The organism is Falsirhodobacter sp. alg1, from assembly GCF_000739715.2.
Classification (GTDB): Bacteria; Pseudomonadota; Alphaproteobacteria; order Rhodobacterales; family Rhodobacteraceae; genus Falsirhodobacter.
On the sequence record NZ_BBJC02000001.1, the window covers coordinates 628,850 to 644,957 of the forward strand.

A 16,108-nucleotide genomic window follows, 5' to 3' on the forward strand; every position below is an offset into this window, starting at 1 on the left:
ATGGCGACCGAAGTACGTGTTCCGACATTGGGTGAAAGCGTCTCAGAGGCGACTGTAGCCACTTGGTTCAAGAAAGTTGGCGACAGTGTCGCCATGGACGAAATGCTGTGCGAGCTGGAGACCGACAAGGTCACGGTTGAAGTGCCGGCCCCTGCAGCGGGAACGCTGCAGGAAATCGTTGCGGCCGAGGGGGAAACGGTTGGCGTGAATGCGCTTCTGGCCCAGATCGGCGAAGGTGACGCGAAGCCTGCCAAGAAAGCCGAAGGCGAAGAGCCTGCGAAAAAGACGGAAACTGCCGGCAAGCCTGCCGCCTCTGGAGAGAGTAAAATGGTCGATGTGATGGTCCCCGCCCTGGGCGAGAGCGTCTCGGAGGCGACTGTCGCCACCTGGTTCAAGAAGCCCGGTGATACTGTGGCGCAGGACGAAATGCTGTGCGAGCTGGAAACCGACAAGGTTTCGGTCGAGGTTCCTGCACCTGCCGCTGGAGTTCTGGGCGAAATCCTTGCGAACGAAGGCGACACTGTTCCTGCTGGCGCCAAACTGGCTGTCATCACCGCTGGTGAAGGTGGATCGGTTGCAGCACCCGCTCAGGCCCCGGCCGAAGCACCGAAAGCCGCAGCCGCTACGGGCAAGGACGTTGAGGATGCCCCTTCGGCCAAGAAGGCCATGGCCGAATCCGGTGTCAGCCGTGATCAGGTTCAGGGTTCCGGTCGTGATGGCCGTATCATGAAGGATGATGTCCTGAAGGCGATGACAGCCCCCAAGGCTGCGCCTGCTGCCGCGCCGCGTGCGGCTTCGCCAGCCAGCGATGCAGGGCGCGAAGAGCGCGTGAAGATGACACGTCTGCGTCAGACCATCGCACGCCGCCTGAAAGAAGCGCAGAACACCGCTGCTATGCTGACCACCTATAACGAGGTGGACATGTCGGCGATCATGGCACTTCGTTCGGAATACAAGGAAGTCTTCGAGAAGAAGCACAAGACGAAGCTGGGCTTCATGTCGTTCTTCGTGAAGGCATGCTGCCACGCACTGAAAGAAGTGCCGGACGTCAACGCCGAAATTGATGGCACCGATGTAATCTACAAGAACTACGTCCACATGGGCGTGGCCGTCGGTACGCCGACGGGTCTGGTTGTTCCGGTTGTTCGCGACGCCGATCAGATGGGCTTTGCCGATATCGAGAAAAAGATCTCGGAGCTGGGTCTGCGCGCACGCGACGGCAAGCTGTCGATGGCCGACATGCAGGGCGGCTCGTTCACCATCTCCAACGGTGGTGTCTATGGCTCGCTGATGTCCTCGCCCATTCTGAACCCGCCGCAGTCGGGTATTCTGGGCATGCACAAGATCCAGGAACGTCCGGTAGTCGTCAAAGGGCAGATCGTCATCCGTCCGATGATGTACCTCGCGCTCAGCTATGATCACCGCATCGTTGACGGCAAGGGTGCGGTAACCTTCCTTGTCCGCGTCAAGGAAGCTCTGGAAGATCCGCGCCGTCTTTTGATGGACCTGTAAGGCCGCTTTGCGGTTAACCCCTGAAGGGCGCGCCAATCGCGCGCCCTGATACAGGGAAAGGCACGCCATGCATTTGCTTCTTCAGATCGATACGACCGATTATGACGGATGGAAGTCCCAATGGGACGGGGATGCGGAGAACCGGTCCAACGCCGGAATGACGCAATTGCAGATATGGCGGGGCGTGGATACGCCGGGCCGCGTCTTTGCACTGATGGATGTTCATAATCCGGACAATGCCAAGGCGTGGATTGCCAAGGAAACTTCGTTTGGCGGCACGATGACCGCAACTTTCCTGAAGACGGTATAACCGATGCAGAGCGAAATCATCGTCCTGTGCCTTGCGGCATTCCTCTATGTCGGCCAATTGTTTTTCACGTCCCGCCTGCAAGACAGGGATATGGGGCATGAGTACAATGTCAGCCCCCGTGACAGCGAACCCCGTTATTCCGATCTGACCGAACGGATGCAGCGCGCACTCCGCAACCATCTGGATAATTACGTGTTGTTCGCGGTTGCGGTATTTGCTGTTATCCTGACGCAAAGCACGTTCTGGCTGACGGCAGTCTGTGCGTGGGTTTATCTTCTGGCACGGATCGCATACGTGCCGGCATATTATTTCGGCTGGGTGCCTTGGCGTTCGGTCTTTTTCATACTTGGCCTCTTGCCGACAATCCTGTTGTTTCTCGCGGCCCTTTTCTGACATTCTGAAGGAGTATCTCCATGGCCAGTTTTGATGTGATCGTGATCGGTGCCGGACCGGGCGGCTATGTCTGCGCGATCCATTGTGCGCAGCTTGGCCTGAAGGTGGGCGTTGTCGAAGGCCGCGACACCCTGGGTGGAACGTGCCTGAACGTGGGCTGCATCCCCTCCAAGGCATTGCTGAATTCCACGCACCACCTGCACGAAGTACATGAGAACTTCGAGAAAATGGGCCTGATGGGGGCAAACCCGACGGTCGATTGGTCCAAGATGCAGGCGTACAAGCAGGATGTTGTCGACGGGAACACCAAGGGCATCGAATTCCTCTTCAAGAAGAACAAGGTCACATGGTTGAAGGGCTGGGGCTCCATCCCCGAAGCAGGCAAGGTCAAGGTCGGCGACGAGATCCATGAGGCCAAGAACATCGTGATCGCGACGGGTTCGGTTCCTGCCAGCCTGAAGGGCGTCGAGGTCGATGAGAAGACGGTTGTCACGTCGACAGGTGCCTTGGCGCTGGAGAAGATTCCGGAAAGCATGGTCGTTATCGGTGCGGGCGTGATTGGCCTTGAAATGGGTTCGGTCTATTCCCGTCTGGGGGCCAAGGTCACGGTTGTCGAATATCTGGACAAGATCCTGCCGGGCATCGACGGTGACACGGTCAAGACATTCCACAAGATCCTGTCGAAGCAGGGTCTGGAGTTTGTGATGGGCGCCGCAGTGCAGGGCACCGAGGTAAAGGACGGCAAGGCGACCGTTACCTATAAACTGAACAAGGATGGTTCCGAAGCGTCGATCACCGCCGACACCGTTCTGGTGGCAACCGGCCGCAAGCCCTATACCGAAGGTCTGGGTCTTGAAGCCCTGGGCGTGGAAATGCTGCCACGCGGCATGGTCAAGGTCGATGACCACTTCCAGACCGCCGCCAAAGGGATCTACGCCATCGGAGACGCAATTCCGGGGCCGATGCTGGCCCATAAGGCTGAAGACGAAGGGATGGCCGTTGCCGAGATTCTGGCAGGCAAGCATGGCCACGTGAATTACGGTGTCATCCCGGGCGTGGTCTATACCACACCGGAAGTTGCCTCGGTTGGCCAGACCGAGGAAATGCTGAAGGAAGAGGGGCGTGCCTACAAGGTCGGGAAATTCCCGTTCATGGGGAATGCCCGTGCCAAGGCCGTATTCCAGGCCGAAGGGTTTGTGAAAATTCTGGCTGACAAGGAAACGGATCGTATCCTGGGCTGCCACATCATCGGGCCGGGCGCTGGCGATCTGATCCACGAGGTTTGCGTTGCGATGGAATTCGGCGCATCCGCACAGGACCTGGCCCTGACATGCCACGCGCACCCGACCTATTCCGAGGCCGTGCGTGAGGCTGCGCTGGCTTGTGGCGACGGCGCCATCCACGCCTGAGGCGACGATTGCGACATAAAAGGCGCGCGGCAAAACCGCGCGCCTTTTTTATATCCGGCATCTGCTTCATAGTCGCCGCAGGGCAGGACAATTGCTAGGGTTCAGGGCATGACCGAGACCGTTGAACTTCCTCTTTGGTTATTGTCGCTAGTGCTGATTTTCGCGGCCATCGCGACACTGGACAGGATTCTGGTACCCTCGGCCCGGTGGTATCTGCGCCGTCGGATGGAGCGGATGGTGGCGCATCTGAATCAGCGGCTGGAGCGGCCGATTGCCCCGTTCAAGATGATGCGACGGCAGGACATGATCCTGAAACTGGCCCATGATCCCGAAATCAGCGCGGCCGTGGCCGAACATGTCCGCACTACGGGTACGCGAGAGGATGTGGTGTTCGAGCGCGTGAAATCCTATGCGCGCGAGATCGTCCCCGGTTTTTCCGCCATTTTGTATTTCGGGATTGCCACTCGCATTGCACGACAGTTTTCAAAGGCCTTTTACCGCGTCCGCATTTCGGCACCGATGGCGGCGGATGTGGATCGGGAGGCGACGGTGGTATTCGTCATGAACCACCGGTCCAACATGGATTATGTTTTGGTCACATGGCTGGTGGCCGAACGCTCTGCCTTGTCCTATGCGGTGGGGGAATGGGCAAGGATATGGCCGCTCTCGGCGCTGATCCGGGCAATGGGTGCGTTCTTTATCCGGCGTCGCTCGCTTAGTCCGCTGTATCGCAAGGTGCTGGCCCGTTATGTGCAGATGTCGGCGGCGGCTGGTGTGACGCAGGCGTTCTTTCCCGAAGGGGGGCTGAGCGTTGATGGTCGTATTGGCGCGCCGCGCATCGGGTTGCTGAGCTACATGATGGCCGGCGCGCGCAATATGGAACGGGACATCGTGTTCGTTCCTGTTGGCATCGGCTATGACCGGGTGTTGGAAGACCGTACATTGACGGCTGCAGGAAGCGGGGCCGGGCGTTTTCGCGTTCATCCCTTTGCAATTGCAGGGAGGACGCTGCTGCGTCTGTTACGGGGGCGTTTTTCTGGCTACGGCACGGCAGGGGTGGCGTTCGGGCCGCCGATTTCCCTGCGGGAGTGGCGTGCAAATACCGCGAATGACCAGCCCGAGGCCTTCGCCCGGAACCTGATGGAGAAGGTGGCCTGTGCTGTGCCGATCCTGCCCGTCCCACTGGTTGCTGCTGCGATTGGCCCTGAGGGTTTGGCGCGGCCCGATCTGTTGCCTGGGGTCATGGCGCTGGCGCAGCGGCTTGAGGCCGTTGGCGCCACACTCATGCTGCCCGAGGGGGGCGTGGAGGCGGCTGTGGAGGAGGGGCTGCGCTCCTTGATCTCTCGGGAAATCCTGTACGAGAAATCCGGGCAATTGGTTGTGGCACCGCGCAGGCTGGCAATCCTGCAATTCTATGGCTCGGCCGTGCTGCAACGGCTGGAGCATCGGGCCGCCGAATGACGGGGCCTGCGCGGGGCTTTTGATCCACCCGCAATGCGGGCCGTATTGGAATGCTTTTGCCCCCCGTGTGCCGGAAACAGAAATAGCATCACAACCTGACGTGTGGTGAACTGGCGCTGACGGCGCGGGGCGGATATGGTTCGCCCATGAACGTGCCCGCACTCACATTTTCCGAAGATCAGGCCGAGGCCTGGGATCGTCTTGCCGAACAGCTTTCGGGAATGGGCGTTGATCTGGCCGATGGCAACCATCAGCCCGCAACCGAGGGGAAATCGACCGTTCTGGCCGTGATAGGAAAGGCGGGTTCAGGCAAGACCCTCTTGTTGGCGGAACTGACCAAGGCCATGCAGAATGCGGGCGTGGATATCGTATCGGGCGATTGGGAAGGCAAGAAACGCAAAGACCGCCGTACGCTCGCGATACTTGCGCCGACCAACAAGGCGGCCTCGGTGCTGCGGATGCGGGGTGTTCCGGCAACAACCATTCACCGCATTCTCTATACACCGCTGTATGATCCGCATTACGAGGCCATTGCCGAATGGCTTGCCGGCAATGGCAAGCGACCGGTGGACGTCGAGGGGATGACCGAGATCGCGCTGGATCGTGCGAAGGCTTTTTATGACAATGTGCCCTCCATTCCGGGGGCATTGGCTGCGGCAGGGCTGCGTGGTTCCGATTTCATCCGGGGTTGGAAGCGACGGGAGGAGCCACTTGATGTGGGCTTCATCGACGAATCCTCTATGCTGGATGAACGTCAGTTCGATGATCTGAGGGAAATCTTTCCTACGCTTGTGCTGTTCGGGGATCCGGCGCAATTGGCCCCCGTCGGTCAATCCGGCCAGATGGTGTTCGAGCGTTTGGGGGCCACGCGTCAGCTGATCCTGAGCCGTGTGCACCGTCAGTCGCAGGATAACCCGATTCTCGATCTGGCCCATGCGCTGGCGGACCCCGAGGTGGATTTCTACCGGTTCGAGCGTCTGATGGAAGAAGCCGCAGCCAGGGACGATCGGGTGGTGATGGCGCAGCGGGTGGATAGCGATCTGATGGCACGCTCCCCCGTTCTGGTCTGGCGCAATGCGACCCGTATCCGGTTGATCACGGCATTTCGTGCGGCCCATGGCGCGCCGGATGATGCCCTGCTGCCCGGAGAGCCGCTTGTCTGCGATGGGATCGAGCTGCCGCTGAAGCATCGCAAGAAGCGCATAGATCTGGAAGCGCGCGGGCTGATAAAAGGCGCGCAGGTGATCTATCTGGGTCCGGGCACGCGTGACGGCTTTGCCCGGCTGCATGTGGTGGGGGCCGAGGACCCGCAGATTTCGGCTGCCTCGATCATCAAGATTGAAAAGCCGGATGAGGATGAACCCTTCATTCCCTCTGCCGCACGGATGGGGGCCACGTTTCTGCACGGAGCGGCCGTTACCATCCACAAGGCGCAGGGGTCGCAATGGGATCGCGTGCAGGTGTTCGCCCCCGATCTGTATGCCGCGGCACAGGCCGGACGGATGGAGGCGGGGCTGCCCTTGTGGAAACGGCTGGCCTATGTTGCCATCACGCGCGCCGAACGCCGGTTGTTATGGGTTGTCCGCAACCGTCTGGCCCGCCCCAGTGAAGTGCTGGGCACCGATGATTTGCCCCGACCCGCCCCGCGGCTGAAACTGAACCCGACCGAAGGAAGCACCCCGTGAATTGTGTGTTCGTCCAGATCCGTTGCACCCCCGGCAAGACCTATGAGGTTGCCGATGCAATCTATGACCGCGAAGTGGTCTCGGAGCTTTATTCCACATCCGGAGAGTGGGACCTGATGGCCAAGCTATATGTGCCCGATGATGTCGATGTGGGCCATTATCTGGCCGAACAGCTGTTCGATGTGCCGCATATCCAGCGCACCCTTACGACGATGACCTTCAAGGCGTTCTAGAGCCAGGCCCCCCGGTCCGTCGCCACCGCATCCGCCACATTCGCATGGCCGTCCCGCTCCAGCAGGCTATCCAGCCCCCGTGCAATGCGGGAGGCCAGTGAGATACCTTGGTACACCATTGCCGAATAGAGCTGGACGGCAGAGGCACCCGCGCGGATTTTGGCATAGGCCTGTTCAGGTGTCGAAACGCCGCCGACCCCGATCAACGGTATCCGGCCATCCGTGGCCTGTGACATGCGTGCCAGCACCCGGGTGGAGCGTTCGAACAGGGGCGCCCCCGACATTCCGCCCGCCTGATCCTTGGCCGGGTCGGTCAGCCCCTCACGCGAGAGGGTGGTGTTCGTGGTGATGATTGCCGCGATACCGGAGGCAATGGCGACTTCGGCAATCTCTGCCAATTCGTCATCATTCAGATCGGGGGCGATTTTTAGGAATACGGGCACAGGCCGTGCCAGATTGCCCCGCACCTCCATCACACCGGCCAGAAGGGCTGTCAGCGCCGCGCGGCCCTGCAGATCGCGCAGGCGTTCGGTATTGGGAGAGGATACATTCACCGTGGCGAAATCGACGTGGGGCCCGCAGCTTGCCAGAACGGCGGCAAAATCGGCGGCACGGTCGCTGCTGGTCTTGTTCGCGCCAAGATTCAGGCCAACGGGGACCGGCCCCTTGGGGCGCATGGCAAGACGGGCGCTGATGGCACAGGCACCTTCGTTATTGAAACCGAAGCGGTTGATCACGGCCTGATCCGCTGTCAGCCGGAAGAGGCGCGGCTTGGGGTTTCCTGCCTGTGCCTCGGGGGTTGCGGCCCCCACCTCCAGAAATCCGAAACCGGAGCGCATCAGCGGGGCCAGGGCCACCGCGTTCTTGTCATAACCGGCAGCCAGCCCGACGGGGTTGGGCAATGACAGGCCTGCAAGTGTGCCTGCCAGACGTGATGACGTGACCACGCCGGGCATCGGCATGACGCCGGACCGAAGCACGGCAAGCGATATCGAATGCGCGCGCTCCGGGTCCATCCGGTGCAATGCGGCAAGGCCCCAGCGTTCGATTGTCATATGATGCCCTCGGGGAAGATGTGGCCGGAACTGCCAAGGGGCAGGGATTTGTCCCATACGACATCGGTGATGCGCATCGGCCGGTACAGATGCGGAAACAGAGCGCCGCCGCGGGACGGCTCCCACCGCAAATCCTCACCAAGTGCCTGATCATTAAGCGCAACGAGCACCAGATCGCTCTGGCCTGAAAAATGTTTTGCAGCCGTTTCCGCAACCTGTTGCGCGGTCGACATATGGATATAGCCGTCGGCAATATCAATCGGTGCGCCATTCGTCTGTCTGGCAACACAAAGCGCATCCCATTCGGCGCGGCGGAAGATCTTGTAAATAAGCATATCGCGTCTTGCGCCCATTTTTTACGCCGGTCAATCCCGCCTATCTTGCTTTGACAGCCACGATTCTACACCACACTGTTCTGTCATCGTTAATCGAGGATTCTTTGATGCGAACCAGCCTGATAATGACTGCCGCCGCTCTGGCCCTGAGCGCGGGTACGGCCCATGCCGACTTTACCATGACCATCCTGCATACGAACGACGTGCATGACCGGTTCGAGCCGATCACCTCCTCAGGGTCGACCTGTGGGGCCGAAGATGATGCCGCAGGAAAATGCTTTGGCGGTGTGGCCCGTCTGGTCACCGCTGTTCAGCAGGGCCGCGCAGCACATGAAAATACCTTGCTGCTGGATGCGGGTGACTGGTTTCAGGGCACGCTGTTCTACACCCGCTACAAGCATGAGGCGGCTGGCGGGTTTCTTGACCTGCTAGGATACGACGCGATGGCCGTGGGCAACCACGAGTTCGATGATGGCCCGTCCGAGCTGGCAGCGCTGGCCGATGAAATCAACGTGCCGTTGCTGGCAGCCAATATGGATGACAGCAAGGAACCCTCGCTGGGCGATAAAATCCTGGCCAACACGGTTGTTACCGTGGCCGGGGAAAAGATCGGGATCATCGGGCTGACCCCGCAGGACAATGGCGAACTAGCCAGCCCCGGTCCGAATGTGACCTTTGAAGCGCCGATTCCGGTCGTTCAGGCGCAGGTCGATGCAATGACGGAGCAGGGAATCAACAAGATCATCCTGCTGTCCCACTCGGGATATGTGGTCGATCAGCAGATTGCCGACAATACGCATGGAATCGATGTGATCGTCGGGGGGCATAGCCACACGCTGCTGTCCAACACGGATGAAAAAGCAGCGGGTCCATATCCGACCGTGGTCAATTCCGTACCGATCGTCACGGCGGAATCCTATACCAAATATCTGGGTGAGCTGACGGTCACCTTTGATGACGATGGCAATGTCATCACGGCCAAAGGGGCACCGCGCCTGCTGGATGCAAGCGTGGCCGAGGATGCCGATGCGAAGGCCCGTATTGCCAAGCTGGCCGAACCGCTGCAGGAAATCCGTGAGCAGGTGGTAGGCGAGGCCACGGCCCCGATCGAAGGCGATCGCGATATCTGCCGTTTCCGGGAATGTAGCATGGGTGATCTGGTTGCCGAGGCGCAATTGGCCCGTGTCGCGGATCAGGGGGTGCAGATCTCGCTGGTGAACGGCGGCGGCTTGCGGGCCTCTATCGATCAGGGCCCGGTAACGATGGGCGAAGTGCTGACGGTTCTGCCATTCCTGAATACGCTGTCGACCTTCCAGATCACGGGGGCGCAACTGGCAGCCGCGCTGGAAAATGGCGCAAGCCAGATTGCCGAAGGCGGCGGTCGCTTCACCCAAGTTGCGGGCATGAGCTATACGATCGATACCAACGCGCCTGTGGGCGAGCGTATTAGCGACATCCTCGTGGGGGGGGAGCCGGTGGACATGGATGCGGAATACATGGCCGTATCGAACAACTATGTCCGCAATGGCGGCGACGGATTCTCCATGCTGGTGGATGCCAAGAATGCCTATGACTACGGCCCGGATCTGGCCGAAGTGGTGGCGGATTATCTGGGTGAGCATCAACCCTACACACCGACAACCGACGGTCGCATCACCTTTAAATAATAATGTGGCGGGGGCGTTCGCGCCCCCTCCCGCAAAGGGTTGCACCGGCCGATCGAAGCCGTTATAGACACCTTCAGCGCGGGCGTTGTGTAATGGTAAGACCTTAGCCTTCCAAGCTAAAGACGCGGGTTCGATTCCCGCCGCCCGCTCCAAAATACCCAGATATCATTGATCGATCAGTGCCATATGAACGCGCTCGGCAGGATTTTTCATGTCTGTATGTGGGGGCTGGATGATTCGCGGCATTTTGCCGGTGATCAGGGCGGGAACGCGCCCCAATGGGGCACGCTCCGGTGTTTGGTTCAGTGGTTGTGCAGGTGATCAGGCTGCGGCATGCCCAGCACGTGATACCCGCCATCAACGCGGATGATCTCACCCGACGTCATGTTTCCGTAATCCGAAGCCAGATAGACCGCTGTTCCGCCGATGGATTCGAGTGTCGCATTGGAACGCATGGGGGCGTTGTGCTCGGTATGGCGGAAGGTGGCGCGGGCACCTGAAATGGCCGCACCGGCCAGCGTCTTCATCGGGCCGGGCGAAATCGCATTGACGCGGATTTTCTGCGGACCAAGGTCATTTGCCAGATAGCGTACGGCCGATTCCAGCGCAGCCTTGGCCACACCCATCACATTGTAGAAGGGGGTGACCGCATTGGAACCCTGATAGGTCAGGGTGATCAGGGTGCCGCCCTCGGGCATCAGTTCCGATGCGCGCTTGGCCACATCAATAAAGCTGTAGCACGAGATATTGAGCGAGTTCTGGAAGTTGCTGCGCGTGGTATTGGTGAAGCGCCCCGCCAGTTCCGACTTGTCGGAAAACGCGATGGCGTGGACCAGAAAATCGATCTGGCCCCATTCATCCTTCAGCTTGGCGAAGGCAGCATCCATGCTGTCGTCATTGGTCACATCGACATCCAGCAGGATCGTGGAGTCCACCGTTGCGGCAAGGGGGGCAAGACGTTTGCCAAAGGCTTCACCTTGATAGGTGAAGGCCAGTTCGGCACCTTCTGCTGCCATGGCTTTCGCGATGCCCCATGCGATGGAGCGGTCATTCGCGACCCCCATCACAACCCCACGTTTCCCCTTCAAAAGCTCGGCCATTGGCTGTTCCTATAGATATTTGCTCATGACAAGCGTGGCATTCGTGCCGCCGAAGCCGAAGCTGTTGGACAGGACAGAATCGATTTTTACGCCTTCGCGCAGGGTTGTCACCACCTCACCGTCGTGCAGTTCGGGATCCGGTGTGGTGACATTGGCCGAAGCCGCGATGAAATCGCCGTTCATCATCAGAAGCGAATAGATCGCCTCATGAACGCCGGTCGCGCCGAGCGAGTGGCCGGTCAGGGATTTCGTCGAGGTGACAGGCGGTGTGGCGCCTTCACCGAAGACACGACGGATCGCCTTGATCTCGGTCAGATCGCCCACGCCGGTAGAGGTGCCGTGGCTGTTGATGTAATCCACGCTGCGGCCTTCGGGCAGGGTTGCCAGGGCCACCCGCATCGAACGCTCACCGCCTTCACCCGATGGGGCGACCATGTCGTAGCCGTCCGAGGTCGCGCCATAGCCGGTGACTTCGGCGTAGATCTTGGCGCCCCGCGCAAGTGCGTGCTCCAGCTCTTCCAGCACCACGACACCACCGCCACCGGCGATGACAAAGCCGTCCCGTGTCGCATCATAGGGGCGCGATGCGGTTTCCGGCGCGTCGTTGTATTTTGACGACATGGCTCCCATCGCGTCGAACAGGCAGGACAGGGTCCAGTCCAGCTCTTCGCCGCCCCCGGCGAATACGATGTCCTGCTTGCCCATCTGGATCTGTTCCACACCGTTGCCGATGCAATGCGCCGAGGTGGAACATGCGGAGGTGATGGAATAGTTCACGCCCCGGATCTTGAACGGGGTGGCAAGGCAGGCGGAGTTCGTGGACGACATGCAGCGTGTGACCATGAACGGCCCCATGCGCTTGGGTGCGCCTTTTTCGATGACCGTCTTGTGGGCCTGAAAGAAGTTCGCGGTGGATGGGCCGCCGGACCCCATGACAAGCCCCGTGCGATCATGCGACACCTCATGCGGTTCCAGCCCCGCATGTTTGATCGCCTGTTCCATGGCAATGAAGTTGTAGGCGGCACCGGCCCCCATGAAGCGCAGGTCGCGCTTGTCGATATGATCTTCCAGCACGATCTGCGGCATGCCGTGCACCTGGCTGCGAAAGCCGTGCTCGGCATATTCCGGCGAGAAGATGATGCCGGAACGGCCTGCCCGCAAAGAGGCTTCGACCTCATCTGCGTTGTTGCCGATGGGCGATACGATACCGTAACCGGTGATGACGACGCGTCGCATAGGCGTTTTCCTTCCAGTTCGGGTCAGCTCTCGGAAAGAGCGACCTTCATGTCCTTGACCTGATAGATCACTTCGCCATCCGCTTCGACGCGGCCGTCGGCCACGCCCATCGTCAGGCGCCGTGTCTGAACGGCTTTGGTGAAATCCACATGGTAGCGCAGCATCTTGCGGTCGGGGCGGACCATTCCGGTCAGCTTCACCTCACCTACGCCAAGGGCGTATCCGCGCCCTTGCCAGCCACGCCAGCCCAGATTGAACCCGGTCAGCTGCCACAGTCCGTCCAGTCCCAGACAGCCGGGCATGATGGGGTTGCCGGGAAAATGGCATCCGAAGAACCACAGATCTGGCGAAATGTCGAATTCGGCAACGATATATCCCTTGCCGTGGGCCCCGCCGTCCGAAGATACCTCGGTGATGCGGTCCATCATCAGCATTGGCGGTTCGGGAAGCTGGGCATTGCCAGGGCCGAACAGCTCTCCCCGTGCGCATGCCAAAAGTGCTTCCTTGTCGAAACTCGTCGGATATTCCGCCATCAGGCTCCCCATAAAAACTCGGACATCCTTTATCACCGCAGCGGAAGGGGTGGCAAGTGCGTGGGGATTTCCGTTTGAAACCCACTGCCGACCCGAAGTATAGCAGGGGGATGAGAGGTGGCGCACCAATGACCCAGACGGCAATTGAACGCGGAACTAAATGGCTGGATCGGGGCAATCTTCGCCCGACACGCCAACGCGTGGCACTGGCAACCTTGCTGGTCGGTGATGGCAAGGACAGGCATGTGACGGCGGAAACGTTGTTCGCATCCTGCACCGAAGCCGGAGAAAAGGTAAGTCTTGCAACGGTTTACAACACCCTGCGCGCATTCTGCGATGCGGGCCTGATGCAAGAGGTGATTGTGGATGGTGCCAAAAGCTATTTCGACACCCGGATAGAAGACCATCCGCATTTCTTCTGGGAAGATTCATCGGCGCTGACGGATGCGCCGGCGGATGAACTGGTGATTTCCCGCCTGCCGGATGCCCCCGAAGGGGCGACAATCAGCCGTGTCGATGTGGTGATCCGTCTGCGCCGCGAATAGGGAACCATTCATTCCCCTCTGCGTTAGCCCCCTAACCTTACGGAGCGGGCGCAATGCGGATCAGATTCGGTTACGATATCTCTGTCGGGTGTGAACAGCCCACCCATTTCGTTACCCGGATGGCCCTGCGGACCGAGCGACAGGACGATCTGGTTCAGGACGAAATCATCGAACTGTCCGAGGGGGTAACCGCAAGCGAGTTCAGGGACAGCTTCGGCAATCTCTGTCTGCGCTTCACCGCCCCCGAGGGAGAGACCCGTATCCGTTGTGACGGGTTGATCCATGACACGGGCCGACATGAACCCGTTCCTGCCGATGCGGAAGAGGTGCCGATTTCCGATCTGCCGGATGATGTGCTGCAGTTTCTGCTGCCAAGCCGATATTGCGAAAGCGATTCCCTGATGCCCTTTGCGTGGGAGGCATTCGGCCATCTGCCGCCCGGGTATGCCCGCGTACAGGCGATCTGCGATTATGTACATGGCGCGATCACATTCGATTACCAGCGCGCCTCGGCCACCCGCACGGCGCAAGGTGCAATCGACGATGGTTACGGGGTGTGCCGTGATTTTGCGCATACAGCGGTTGCCCTGTGCCGCGCCATGTCGATCCCGGCGCGGTATGTGAACGGGTATCTGGGCGATATCGGTGTTCCCTACGCCGGTGCGATGGATTTCTCGGCGTGGTTCGAGGTGTATCTGGGTGGGAAATGGTATGCCTTTGATGCCCGGCATAACACGCCCCGTATTGGCCGGATCAATATCGCGATCGGCCGGGATGCGGCGGATGTGGCCATGCTCCACAGCTTCGGTACGCATGAACTGCTGAATTTTACCGTGGTCTGTGAAGAGGAGGCCCAGCCGGATTAATATCCCGGCGGGGTCCATAAGACCGCATCGATATGCGGTGCTGCCGTTGCCAGCATGACCAAACGGTCAAAGCCCAATGCGATACCGCTTGCAGGTGGCATGTGGTGCAAGGCAGCAAGGAAATCTTCGTCCAGCGGATATGTCTCGCCGTAGACGCGCAGCTTTTCGGCCATTTCGGCCTTGAATCTGATGCGCTGCTCTACGGGGTCCGTTAGTTCTCCGAAACCGTTGGCCAGCTCCACACCGCAGGCGTAAAGCTCGAACCGTTCGGCTTCTCGCGGATCGGCGGCGCGGCGGGCAAGGGCGGCTTCGGGGGCGGGATAGCGATCCAGAATCGTGGCACGTCCGTGGCCCAGATGCGGCTCTACCTTTTGCCCCAGGATGCGTGCGACCATATCGGACCATGTATCATCCGCCGCAAAGCGCACATCATCTGTCTGTGCGGCAAGGGCGGCGGCGTCGGTGGTTCCGTTGGGATTGATTGTCCGCAATAGATCGACCGAGGCATATCGATCAAAGGCCTCGGCAACGCTGATGCGCTCGGGGGGGGCGAACGGGTCACATTCGGCATTGCGGAACCGCAGCATGTCCGTGCCGGCCGCCCGTGCCGCAAGCCCCAGCATCATGGCGCAATCCTGCATGAGTACGGGGTAATCCTGCCCCACGCGGTACCATTCCAGCATCGTGAATTCAGGGCTGTGCAGGGGGCCACGTTCACGGTTGCGGAAAACATGGGTAAAGGCCGCTATCCGCGTCTCTCCGGCAGCCAGCAGCTTTTTCATCGCGAATTCGGGGGATGTGTGCAGATGCACCTGCGTGGCATGGCCGTCATTGCCGATGGCATATGTAGAAAACGCGTGCAGATGCGCCTCGTTTCCCGGGCTGACCTGCGCGATAGCCGGATCCACCTCGATGAAGCCTTCGCTGTCCAGCCAGCCTTGCAGGGCGCGCTGGATGCGATTGCGGGCGATCAGGGCAGGGCGGCGGTCGGCATGGCGGCGGGCATCCCACCAAGGCGTGTCGGTCATTAATGCGGCCTTTGGGCGTGAGGGCTTCCGATTGGGCGGGTAATGCGTTAGATCACGCGGCAAATCCGGTCAACTAGGGCCGCTTCATAAGGACATCACGCGTGAAAGTCATCGCATCTTCGCTTCGTAAGGGCAATGTCGTCGAAATGGACAGCAAGCTCTATGTGGTTCTCAAGGCCGAGAACTTTCACCCCGGCAAGGGCACGCCGACCACCTCGGTCGACATGCGCCGCATTTCCGATGGTGTGAAGGTGTCCGAACGCTGGCGCACAACCGAGATGGTGGAAAAGGCCGTCGTGGATGAGCGCGAGTATGACTTCCTTTATGACGACGCCGAAGGTTACCATTTCATGGAGCCTGAAACCTACGAACAGCTGGCCGTTTCCGAGGAAGTCGTCGGTGATGACAAGGTATTCCTGAAAGAGGGTATTAAGGTTTACCTGCGTACCTATGAGGGCGTGGCCATCGCGCTGGAACTGCCGATGCGCGTCACCGTGGAGATCGATGAAACCGAGCCGGTCGTGAAGGGCCAGACGGCATCGTCGTCCTACAAGCCTGCGATGTGCACCAACGGTCTGCGCGTCATGGTTCCGCCGCATATCGGTGCGGGCACACGTATCGTGATCAATACCGCCGACAACACCTATGTGGAGCGCGCCAAGGATTGATCGGCGCATAGCACCGCATGTGAAAACGGCCCGTCCTGAAAAGGGCGGGCCGTTTGCTTTCGGGTCCGGTCG

At 60.0% G+C, this 16,108-nt stretch carries 17 protein-coding genes and 1 tRNA gene; 12 read left to right on the top strand and 6 right to left on the bottom strand.

Annotated features, from left to right (window positions below; translation table 11 throughout):
- The 7 genes from odhB (at position 1) to TR36_RS03075 (ending at position 7,003) form a co-directional block, all read left to right on the top strand.
- Positions 1-1,512: a 2-oxoglutarate dehydrogenase complex dihydrolipoyllysine-residue succinyltransferase gene (gene odhB, locus TR36_RS03045; protein WP_045387441.1), complete on the top strand. Its 1,512-nt coding sequence runs from the start codon at positions 1-3 to the stop codon at positions 1,510-1,512.
- Positions 1,513-1,579: 67 nt separating this feature from the next.
- Entirely contained in the window at positions 1,580-1,822 is a 243-nt protein-coding gene (locus TR36_RS03050) for a hypothetical protein (RefSeq protein WP_045387437.1), read from the top strand.
- Between the two features lie 3 nt (positions 1,823-1,825).
- Positions 1,826-2,215, top strand: a complete 390-nt coding sequence (locus tag TR36_RS03055) for an MAPEG family protein (protein WP_062762365.1) — start codon at positions 1,826-1,828, stop codon at positions 2,213-2,215.
- A gap of 20 nt (positions 2,216-2,235) precedes the next feature.
- Positions 2,236-3,624, top strand: a complete 1,389-nt coding sequence (gene lpdA, locus TR36_RS03060; RefSeq protein WP_062762367.1) for a dihydrolipoyl dehydrogenase — start codon at positions 2,236-2,238, stop codon at positions 3,622-3,624.
- 108 nt (positions 3,625-3,732) lie between these two features.
- Positions 3,733-5,085 carry a 1-acyl-sn-glycerol-3-phosphate acyltransferase gene (locus TR36_RS03065; protein ID WP_045387435.1) on the top strand — a complete coding sequence of 451 codons (1,353 nt, stop codon included), beginning with the start codon at positions 3,733-3,735 and terminating at the stop codon, positions 5,083-5,085.
- A 146-nt stretch (positions 5,086-5,231) separates the two neighbouring features.
- Positions 5,232-6,770, top strand: a complete 1,539-nt coding sequence (locus TR36_RS03070; RefSeq protein WP_045387433.1) for an ATP-dependent RecD-like DNA helicase — start codon at positions 5,232-5,234, stop codon at positions 6,768-6,770.
- Positions 6,767-7,003 (top strand): Lrp/AsnC ligand binding domain-containing protein, encoded by a 237-nt coding sequence (locus tag TR36_RS03075; RefSeq protein ID WP_045387431.1) that lies wholly within the window; start codon positions 6,767-6,769, stop codon positions 7,001-7,003. Before TR36_RS03070 ends, TR36_RS03075 begins: the two co-directional genes overlap by 4 nt.
- Here TR36_RS03075 and TR36_RS03080 read toward each other — a convergent pair.
- Positions 7,000-8,058 carry a quinone-dependent dihydroorotate dehydrogenase gene (locus tag TR36_RS03080; RefSeq protein WP_045387430.1) on the bottom strand — a complete coding sequence of 353 codons (1,059 nt, stop codon included), beginning with the start codon at positions 8,056-8,058 and terminating at the stop codon, positions 7,000-7,002. The genes TR36_RS03075 and TR36_RS03080 overlap by 4 nt on opposite strands.
- Positions 8,055-8,393: a DUF952 domain-containing protein gene (locus TR36_RS03085; RefSeq protein WP_045387429.1), complete on the bottom strand. Its 339-nt coding sequence runs from the start codon at positions 8,391-8,393 to the stop codon at positions 8,055-8,057. Before TR36_RS03085 ends, TR36_RS03080 begins: the two co-directional genes overlap by 4 nt.
- 107 nt (positions 8,394-8,500) lie before the next feature.
- Between TR36_RS03085 and TR36_RS03090 the strand changes: the two genes are divergently transcribed.
- Together TR36_RS03090 and TR36_RS03095 are read left to right on the top strand one after the other, a co-directional pair.
- Complete coding sequence (locus TR36_RS03090) at positions 8,501-10,060, top strand: bifunctional UDP-sugar hydrolase/5'-nucleotidase (protein ID WP_045387427.1); 1,560 nt, start codon at positions 8,501-8,503, stop codon at positions 10,058-10,060.
- A gap of 78 nt (positions 10,061-10,138) precedes the next feature.
- Positions 10,139-10,212, top strand: a tRNA-Gly gene (locus TR36_RS03095).
- A gap of 150 nt (positions 10,213-10,362) precedes the next feature.
- On the opposite strand, the gene TR36_RS03100 is transcribed toward TR36_RS03095, so the two are convergent.
- Genes TR36_RS03100 through fabA form a run of 3 tightly spaced genes read right to left on the bottom strand, consistent with a single transcriptional unit; the run spans position 10,363 to position 12,929 of the window.
- Positions 10,363-11,160 carry an enoyl-ACP reductase gene (locus TR36_RS03100; protein WP_045387425.1) on the bottom strand — a complete coding sequence of 266 codons (798 nt, stop codon included), beginning with the start codon at positions 11,158-11,160 and terminating at the stop codon, positions 10,363-10,365.
- Positions 11,161-11,169: 9 nt separating this feature from the next.
- The gene (gene fabB, locus TR36_RS03105; RefSeq protein WP_045387423.1) at positions 11,170-12,396 is read right to left on the bottom strand and encodes a beta-ketoacyl-ACP synthase I; all 1,227 of its coding nucleotides are present in this window, start codon (positions 12,394-12,396) and stop codon (positions 11,170-11,172) included.
- A 23-nt stretch (positions 12,397-12,419) separates the two neighbouring features.
- Positions 12,420-12,929, bottom strand: a complete 510-nt coding sequence (gene fabA, locus TR36_RS03110; protein ID WP_045388708.1) for a bifunctional 3-hydroxydecanoyl-ACP dehydratase/trans-2-decenoyl-ACP isomerase — start codon at positions 12,927-12,929, stop codon at positions 12,420-12,422.
- 128 nt (positions 12,930-13,057) lie between these two features.
- Here fabA and irrA point away from each other — a divergent pair, with 128 nt between their 5' ends.
- Positions 13,058-13,474 (top strand): iron response transcriptional regulator IrrA, encoded by a 417-nt coding sequence (gene irrA, locus TR36_RS03115; RefSeq protein WP_045387421.1) that lies wholly within the window; start codon positions 13,058-13,060, stop codon positions 13,472-13,474.
- Between the two features lie 53 nt (positions 13,475-13,527).
- Positions 13,528-14,340, top strand: coding sequence for a transglutaminase family protein (locus tag TR36_RS03120; RefSeq protein WP_045387420.1), 813 nt, complete (start codon positions 13,528-13,530; stop codon positions 14,338-14,340).
- On the opposite strand, the gene epmA is transcribed toward TR36_RS03120, so the two are convergent.
- Positions 14,337-15,368 (bottom strand): EF-P lysine aminoacylase EpmA, encoded by a 1,032-nt coding sequence (epmA, locus tag TR36_RS03125; RefSeq protein WP_045387419.1) that lies wholly within the window; start codon positions 15,366-15,368, stop codon positions 14,337-14,339. The genes TR36_RS03120 and epmA overlap by 4 nt on opposite strands.
- Positions 15,369-15,469: 101 nt before the next feature.
- Here epmA and efp point away from each other — a divergent pair, with 101 nt between their 5' ends.
- The gene (gene efp, locus TR36_RS03130) at positions 15,470-16,036 is read left to right on the top strand and encodes an elongation factor P (protein WP_045387418.1); all 567 of its coding nucleotides are present in this window, start codon (positions 15,470-15,472) and stop codon (positions 16,034-16,036) included.
- Positions 16,037-16,108: the final 72 nt, after the last annotated feature.